Raw genomic sequence first — 7,732 nt, forward strand, 5'->3', positions numbered from 1 at the left:
CCGACCGCGACACCCGACCCCCACGGACCCGTGACCAAGCACCCGACCGAACCCCCGGAGCGCCCCAAGGGAGCGCTGGTCCGGCCGTTCCTCGCGTCCGAGGCGGCCGATGCCCTCGGCGCCGCCGCCGACCCGGATCCGGTCGGGGTGCCCGACGGCGCGACGCTGCGCCCGTTCCTGCTCACCGCGGGCCGGGTCGCCGGGGAGGACTCCTCGATCGCGATCGAGACGCAGGTGATCACCACCGAGCGGGGCCGGACCGCGGTCCGGCAGCTCGGGTTCGAGCGCCGCGACATCGTCTCGCTCTGCGGCAACCCGCTGTCGGTCGCGGAGATCGCCGCGCAGCTCTCGCTGCACCTCGCCGTCGTCCGGGTCCTGGTCGGGGACCTGTCCGCGGACGGCCACCTGTCGGTCTACCTGCCGAACTCCGACGCCTCGACGGACGTCGACACGCTGCTGAGGGTGATCCGTGGTCTCCGCGCAATCGGCTGAGCTCGGCCGGGCGCCCCGCCGCCGGCCCCCGCTGCCTGTCAAGATCGTCATCGCGGGCGGGTTCGGTGTCGGCAAGACGACGACCGTCGGCAGCATCTCGGAGATCAGCCCGCTGACCACCGAGGCCGACATGACCGCGGCCTCGGCCGGCATCGACGACATCACCAAGGTCCCGGGCAAGCGGACCACGACGGTCGCGATGGACTTCGGCTGTATCACCATCGACGAGAGCTTGAAGCTCTATCTCTTCGGTACGCCCGGCCAGGACCGCTTCGGCTTCATGTGGGACGACCTGGCGATCGGCGCCATCGGCGCACTGGTCATCGTCGACAGCCGGCGGCTGGACGACTGCTACCCGGCGGTGGACTATTTCGAGCGGCTGGGGTTGCCCTTCGTAGTCGCCGTGAACCGTTTCGACGGTCTGGTCGCCCACGACCTTCCCTCGATCAGGTGGGCCTTGGCGATCGATGATGCCGTTCCGCTCATAACGTTCGACGCACGTGACAAGCTGTCCGTACGGGACGCACTGCTCGTCGTGCTGGACCAGGCCTTGGCTCGGGCGCGGCGGGCAGGAACCGGATCGGTGGGGTGACCACTACCCACCGTGATGGAGCGGGGCGTTGGGGAACCAAGTGAACCGACGGGGGAGGGTGTGGCGGACATCAACGACCGGCTGGACCGGCTCCAGCGGCGCGAGGAGTTCGACCGGTTCGGCCGGCCGATCCGGGCGACGCCGGCGGCGGAGGAGCCTGTCGAGCCTGTGGTGACACGACCGGCCGGGGTGGACGACCGGCTCGGGGAGGTACTCGACGCGGTGGCGACGGTGGTCCGCCGCCATCCGGGTCTGTCGGTGATGGTGGCGATCGCGGATGGCCGGGCCGGCCGCCCGGTCGTGCGGGTGACCGAGCGGGCCGGCAGCGTGGAGACCGGTGTGGTCATCGCCGGCTCTCCGGCCGCGGTGGCCGCGGGCCCGGTGGACCGGGCCGAGGTGGTGCCCACGGCGGCAGCGCCGGCACGGCCGGTGCAGCGGGAGACGCTGCCCTTGCGGGAGCCGGCCTTCGCCGACGCCGGGACCAACTCGGCGTTCGGGCCCGGCGGCGGGTTCGCCTCCAGCCGGGAGATCGCGGCGGCGCGCGAGCAGGCGGAGACGGCGCCGTACGGGCGCGGGCTGCCGGCCGGCGACCCGGTCTTCGAGGCCGGCGGGCGGGAGACGCCGCGCGGCCCGGCGTACGGGGCGGTGCCCCGGGAGAGCTCGGTGCCGGCCGGGGACCCGGTCTTCGAGCCGGCCGGGCGGGACCTGATGCCGTCCCGGGAGCACGTGAACGGGCGGCACGCGGCGCCCCACGACGACGAGCCCGGCTCCGGGTGGTCCGGGTCGTCCTGGCACAACACGCTCTGGTCGAGGGAGCGGGGGCCGTCGGGCGCCGGTGCGCCCGAGCCCGGTCCCGTCCGCGCGGGCAGCCCCGGCGGCCCGGCCCGGCCGGGCAACCCCGGTGCGGTCCGGCTGGTGGCCGACGGCCGCCCGCCCCTGCCCGAGGAGACCAGCCAGACCGTGACCCGGCTGGCCCAGCTGCTGCGGGAGAACCCGACGCTCGCCTCCAGCTGGAGCCGGGAATCGGCGGAGTGAGCCGGGAGCGAAGCGGAGCAGCACGGTGACCGACCGGGACCTGCCGATCGGGGTCTTCGACTCCGGGGTGGGCGGTCTCACCGTGGCCCGGGCCATCCTGGACCAGCTGCCGGACGAGCCGGTGCTCTACGTCGGCGACACCGCCCACGGGCCGTACGGGCCGCTGCCGATCGCGGAGATCCGCCGGACCGCGCTGGCCGTCATGGACGCGCTGGTCGAGCAGGGCGTGAAGCTACTGGTGATCGCCTGCAACACGGCCAGCGCGGCCTGCCTGCGCGACGCCCGGGAACGGTACGACGTTCCCGTGGTCGAGGTCGTGCTGCCCGCGGTCCGGCGGGCGGTCGCGGCCACCCGGACCGGGCGGGTCGGGGTGATCGGGACGGCCGCGACCATCGCCAGCGGTGCGTACCAGGACGCGTTCGCGGCGGCGCCGCACGTGCAGGTCACCGCGGCCGCCTGCCCCCGGTTCGTGGACTTCGTGGAGCGGGGGCGGACCAGCGGGCGGCAGGTGCTCGGTCTGGCCGACGCGTACCTCGCCCCGCTGGCGACGGCCGACGTGGACACGCTCGTCCTCGGCTGCACGCACTACCCGCTGCTCACCGGCGTGATCCAGCTGTCCATGGGCGAGGGCGTGACGCTGGTCTCCAGCGCCGAGGAGACCGCGAAGGATGTCTACCGGGTGCTGACCGCGAACGACCTGCTCCGGGACGAGGAGTCCGGGCCGCCGGCGCACCGGTTCCTGGCCACCGGCGACCCGGAGCCGTTCCACCGCCTCGCCCGCCGCTTCCTGGGACCGGAGGTGGGCACCGTCGACGCCGCTACGGTGCCGGTGTGAGCGGACGGCCGGGCGCGGCGGCGGCTGGACCGGAGCGCCCGCCGGCCCGCCGCCGCGCTCAGCCCAGAGGCGCGGAGGAGGGGCGCCCGGCCGGTGGCGAACAATGGGCAGAGTGAGACTGACGATTGTCGGCTGCTCGGGCAGCGTTCCGGGGCCGGCCAGCGCCGCCTCGTCGTACCTGGTCGAGCAGGACGGCTTCCGGGTGCTGCTCGACCTCGGCAGCGGTGCGTTCGGGGCGCTGCAGCAGCACCTGGACCCGGCCGACGTGGACGCGGTCGTGCTGTCCCACCTGCACGCCGACCACTGCCTGGACCTGACCGCGATGGTCGTGCACCGGCGGTACGGGATGACCGGCGCCCACCGGATCCCGGTCCTCGGCCCGGACGGGACGCACGACCGGATGGCGCTGGCGTACGACCCGGCGGCCCGGGGTGGGCTGCGGGACGTGTTCGACTTCGCCGCGGTGACGCGGGGGGAGCGGGAGCTGGGGCCGTTCCGGCTGCGGTTCGAGCGGGTCAACCACCCGGTGGAGACGCACGCGGTCCGGGTGTCGGCGGGCGGGCGCTCGCTGACGTACTCGGGCGACACCGGGGTCAGCGAGGGCCTGGTCACCGCGGCCAGGGACGCCGACATCCTGCTCTGCGAGGCGTCCTGCACCGAGGACATGCCGCATCCGCCGGACCTGCACCTGACCGGGCGCGAGGCCGGCGAGCACGCGGCCAAGGCCGGCGTCGGGCGGCTGCTCGTCACCCACATCCCGCCCTGGACCGACCGCGACCGAGTCCGCACCGAGGCGACCGCCGCGTTCGCGCAGACCGAGCTCGTCACCGCCGGCACGGTCTACGAGATCTAGCCCGGCAGGAAGGAGAGGCGGACCTGGCGCTGGGGGTTGTCGCCGTTCGTGTCGACCAGGCAGATCGACTGCCAGGTGCCGAGCTGCAGCCGGCCGCCGAGGACGGGCACGCTCGCGTACGGCGGGAGGAACGCGGGCAGCACGTGGTCCCGCCCGTGCCCGCGGGTGCCGTGCCGGTGCCGCCAGCGCCCGTCGGCGGGCAGCAGCTCGGCCAGGGCGGCCAGCAGGTCGTCGTCGCTGCCGGCGCCGGTCTCGAGGATCGCCAGTCCCGCGGTCGCGTGCGGGACGAACACGTGCAGCAGGCCGTCGCCCTCGGCGGAGACGAAGTCGGCGCACTCGGCCGTGATGTCCCGGACCACCGGCCGGTCCCCCGTACGGATGGTGAGCGTCTCGGAGCGCACAGGGGCAGTCTAGGGTGGCGGCCGTGACGCGACCGGACGGACGGAAGCCCGACGAGCTGCGGCCGGTGACCATCACCCGGCACTGGCAGAAGCACGCCGAGGGATCGGCGCTGGTGGAGTTCGGGGACACCAAGGTGCTCTGCGCTGCCAGCGTGACCGAGGGCGTGCCGCGCTGGCGCAAGGGCAGCGGCCTCGGCTGGGTGACGGCGGAGTACTCGATGCTGCCCCGGGCCACCCACACCCGCTCCGACCGCGAGTCGGTCCGCGGCAAGATCGGCGGCCGGACGCACGAGATCAGCCGGCTCATCGGCCGGTCTCTGCGGGCCGCGGTGGACCTGCGCGCGCTCGGCGAGAACACGATCGCGATCGACTGCGACGTGCTGCAGGCCGACGGCGGGACCCGGACGGCCTCGATCACCGGGGCGTACGTGGCGCTGGCCGACGCGGTCTCCTACCTGCGGGCCCGCAAGTCGCTGGCCCGGCCCGAGCCGCTGATCACCTCGGTCGCGGCGGTGAGCGTCGGGGTGATCGAGGGCGAGCCCCGCCTCGACCTGCCGTATCTGGAGGACGTCGCCGCGGACACCGACATGAACGTGGTCTGCACCGGCGCCGGCGACTTCGTCGAGGTCCAGGGCACCGCGGAGGGCGTGCCGTTCGACCGGGCCACCCTCGACCAGCTGCTCGACCTCGCGGTCGCCGGCTGCGCGCAGCTGGCCGACATCCAGAAGGCCGCCCTCGCGTCGTGAAGCTCGTCCTCGCCACCCGCAACGCCGCCAAGCTGGACGAGCTGCGCCGGATCCTGGAGCCGCTGCTCGCGGTCGAGGTGCTCGGCCTCGGTGACGTCCCGCCGTACGAGGAGGTGCCGGAGAGCGGCGCCACCTTCGAGGAGAACGCGCTGATCAAGGCGCGGGAGGCGGCCGTACGGACCGGGTTGCCGGCGGTCGCGGACGACTCCGGGCTGGCCGTGGACGCGCTGAACGGGATGCCGGGGGTGCTGTCCGCGCGCTGGGCCGGCTCGGCCGCCTCCGACCCGGCCAACCTGCGCCTGGTGCTGGAGCAGATCGGGGACGTGCCGGACGAGCGGCGCGGGGCCGCGTTCGTCTGCGCGGCGGTGCTGGTGACGGCGGACGGGGCCGAGCACGTGGTCCGGGGCGAGATGGCCGGCACCCTGCTGCGCGCGCCGCGGGGCACGAACGGCTTCGGCTACGACCCGATCTTCGTCCCCGACCACGAGACCCGCACCACGGCCGAGATGAGCCCGGCCGAGAAGGACGCGATCAGTCATCGCGGCAAGGCCTTCCGCGCCCTCGCCCCTCTCGTCGCCACCGCCCTCTCGGCCCCTCCGAGGACTAGCCCCGTCTAGTCGCGGCCCGGGCCCTTGGTGTCGCCGCCGAGGAGCCAGCCGTCCGGCTCGGCGAGGGCGTCGGCGGCCTCGGGACCCCAGGAACCGCGCGCGTACGGCTGGACCTCGGGCCGGTGTTCCAGGATCGGGGTGATCGCGTCCCAGGCGTGCGCGAGCCCGTCCGGGCGGGTGAACAGGGAGCGGTCGCCGGTGACCACGTCGTGGATCAGCCGGACGTACGGCGGCAGCGGGTCGCCGTCGGGCACGTCGGTCAGCGCCAGCTTCGCCGTCCCGGAGGTGAGCACCAGGTCCGGTCCGGGCCGCTTCACCACGATCCGCAGGTCGATCTCGCCCGACCCGGACACCGAGACGGTCAGCACCGTGCCGTCGGCCGGCAGCTTGTCCGCCAGCGGCCCGGTCGGCTCCTTGAACACCAGGCTGATCTGCTGGGCGTCGCCGTGCAGCTGCTTGCCGGTCCGGAGCAGGAACGGCACGCCCTGCCAGCGCGGGGTGTCGATCCACAGCCGCGCGGCCACGTACGTGTCCCTCGTCGAGTCCGGCGCGATGCCCTCGGTGTCCCGGTAGCCCTCGAACTGCCCGAGCACGACCTCGGCCGGGTCCAGCGGCCGGAACCCGGCGATGACGTCCTCGCGGGCGGCCTGCAGGTCGGCCGCGGACAGCGAGGCCGGCGGCTCCATCGCGACCTCGGCCGCGAGCTGGAACAGGTGGGTGACGATCATGTCGAGCAGCGCGCCGGTGGCGTCGTAGAACGCGGCCCGGTCGGCGATGTCGAGGGTCTCGGGCACGTCGATCTGCACGGCCCGGACGTGCTCGGCGCTCCAGAGCCGCTCGAACATGCTGTTGCCGAAGCGCAGCGCGTGCAGGTCCTGGGTGCCTTCCTTGCCGAGGAAGTGGTCGATCCGGAAGACCTGCTCCTCGTCGAGCACCCGGTGGACGGTCTCGTCCAGCTTCCGGAAGTCCTCCGGCGAGGTGCCGAACGGCTTCTCGTAGACGACCCGGGACCCCTTGGCCAGCCCGTGCTCACCCAGCCCCTCGGTGATCTTGCCGAACGCCGAGGGCGGGATCGCGAGGTAGTGGATGTAGCGGGCGCCCTGGCCGAGGTCCTTCTTCCCGTCCTCGAGCACGTCGAGCAGGCTGCCGGGGTCGTCCTTCTCGAACCCGCCGCCGGCGAACCGCAGCCGCTTCGAGAACTCGTCCCACGGCCCGTCCTCCGGCTTCGGCCCGAACTCCGTCAGCGCGTCGTGCACCGCGCCGCTGAAGTCCTCGTGCGAGACGTCCCCCCGCCCGTTGCCGATCAGCAGCCAGTTCTCCGGCATGAGGCCGTGCTGCGCCAGCTGGAAGAACGCCGGCAACACCATCCGCTTGGCCAGATCCCCGGTAGCCCCGAACAACACGAACACGACACTCTTGTCATCAGCCACGAGAGAACTCTCCCCCCACCACCCGAACCGCATGCCCCCGCCACGCGAAGAGAACCCCCAGAACCCCCACCAAGCGAAGCGAAAAACCCCACCGAGCGAAGCGAAGGAATCCCCCCACCGAGCGAAGCGAAGGAAACCCCCACCGAGCGAAGCGAAGGAATCCCCCACCGAGCGAAGCGAAGGAATCCCCCAACCGAGCGAAGCGAAGGAAACGCCGAGCGAAGCGAAGGCACCACCCGGCACCACCCACCCACCGCCGGCCGCCGCACCGTGGGTGCGCGGGGCTCGGCCCCGCGGCAGACATGACGATCGACCCGGCGAGCGCCCTCCGCGAGCATGGGTAGCCGAGATCGTGCGGGAGGGGGGACTCGAACCCCCACGCGACCGGTGCGGCCCGATCGCCCCTGGTCCAGAAACTAAGGCTCTGGCCTGCACTTTCCCTGTGGAGCGAGGTCCGCCGATGACGGCCAGTGCAGCGGCGTAGAGCGCCGTCCGTTAGCAGTTGGTTAGCACGACCGTCCACAGAGGACGCCCGCACGCAGGCGGGCCCGGACGCGGTGGTTGCACACCGGCCGGGCCCTTGACACCGGGAGCAAGCCCGATGCCCGACCAGACCGTACCGACCCCTGACTACCGACCCCTGTCCTCGAACACTGACGAGGCGGCCGACCTGTCCGGCGGCGACCGATGAGCGCCGCCATCCCGCCGGGCCGGCCGCCGCAGCTGGCGCCGGCCGAGCT

9 protein-coding genes are annotated in these 7,732 nt (G+C 73.6%); 7 read left to right on the plus strand and 2 right to left on the minus strand.

Going from position 1 to position 7,732, the window contains the following annotated elements; all coding sequences use genetic code 11:
• Nucleotides 1-30 precede the first annotated feature (30 nt).
• The 5 genes from VGP36_15435 (at nucleotide 31) to VGP36_15455 (ending at nucleotide 3,807) form a co-directional block, all read left to right on the plus strand.
• Entirely contained in the window at nucleotides 31-492 is a 462-nt protein-coding gene (locus VGP36_15435; protein ID HEV7656107.1) for a DUF742 domain-containing protein, read from the plus strand.
• Nucleotides 493-523: 31 nt separating this feature from the next.
• The gene (locus VGP36_15440) at nucleotides 524-1,084 is read left to right on the plus strand and encodes an ATP/GTP-binding protein (protein ID HEV7656108.1); all 561 of its coding nucleotides are present in this window, start codon (nucleotides 524-526) and stop codon (nucleotides 1,082-1,084) included.
• A gap of 60 nt (nucleotides 1,085-1,144) precedes the next feature.
• On the plus strand, nucleotides 1,145-2,119 hold the full coding sequence (locus tag VGP36_15445; protein HEV7656109.1) for a hypothetical protein: 975 nt from the start codon (nucleotides 1,145-1,147) through the stop codon (nucleotides 2,117-2,119).
• Between the two features lie 25 nt (nucleotides 2,120-2,144).
• Nucleotides 2,145-2,954 carry a glutamate racemase gene (murI, locus tag VGP36_15450; protein HEV7656110.1) on the plus strand — a complete coding sequence of 270 codons (810 nt, stop codon included), beginning with the start codon at nucleotides 2,145-2,147 and terminating at the stop codon, nucleotides 2,952-2,954.
• 103 nt (nucleotides 2,955-3,057) lie between these two features.
• On the plus strand, nucleotides 3,058-3,807 hold the full coding sequence (locus VGP36_15455; GenBank protein HEV7656111.1) for an MBL fold metallo-hydrolase: 750 nt from the start codon (nucleotides 3,058-3,060) through the stop codon (nucleotides 3,805-3,807).
• On the opposite strand, the gene VGP36_15460 is transcribed toward VGP36_15455, so the two are convergent.
• Nucleotides 3,804-4,208, minus strand: a complete 405-nt coding sequence (locus VGP36_15460; protein ID HEV7656112.1) for a YjbQ family protein — start codon at nucleotides 4,206-4,208, stop codon at nucleotides 3,804-3,806. The two genes, VGP36_15455 and VGP36_15460, sit on opposite strands and share 4 nt — an antisense overlap.
• A 23-nt stretch (nucleotides 4,209-4,231) precedes the next feature.
• On the opposite strand from VGP36_15460, the gene rph reads away from it, so the two are divergent.
• Nucleotides 4,232-4,954 (plus strand): ribonuclease PH, encoded by a 723-nt coding sequence (rph, locus tag VGP36_15465; protein HEV7656113.1) that lies wholly within the window; start codon nucleotides 4,232-4,234, stop codon nucleotides 4,952-4,954.
• Entirely contained in the window at nucleotides 4,951-5,571 is a 621-nt protein-coding gene (gene rdgB / locus VGP36_15470) for an RdgB/HAM1 family non-canonical purine NTP pyrophosphatase (protein HEV7656114.1), read from the plus strand. Before rph ends, rdgB begins: the two co-directional genes overlap by 4 nt.
• On the opposite strand, the gene VGP36_15475 is transcribed toward rdgB, so the two are convergent.
• A complete protein-coding gene (locus tag VGP36_15475; GenBank protein HEV7656115.1) occupies nucleotides 5,568-6,992 on the minus strand; it encodes a glucose-6-phosphate dehydrogenase (NADP(+)) in 1,425 nt (474 codons plus the stop codon). The genes rdgB and VGP36_15475 overlap by 4 nt on opposite strands.
• Nucleotides 6,993-7,732 lie beyond the last annotated feature (740 nt).

This window comes from Mycobacteriales bacterium (assembly GCA_035995165.1).
Taxonomy (GTDB): Bacteria; Actinomycetota; Actinomycetes; order Mycobacteriales; family CADCTP01; genus CADCTP01.

Excerpts from the sequence above, each read along its gene's own strand:
- VGP36_15455 (HEV7656111.1), top strand. The coding sequence starts at position 3,058 with ATGGGCAGAGTGAGACTGACGATTGTCGGCTGCTCGGGCAGCGTTCCG.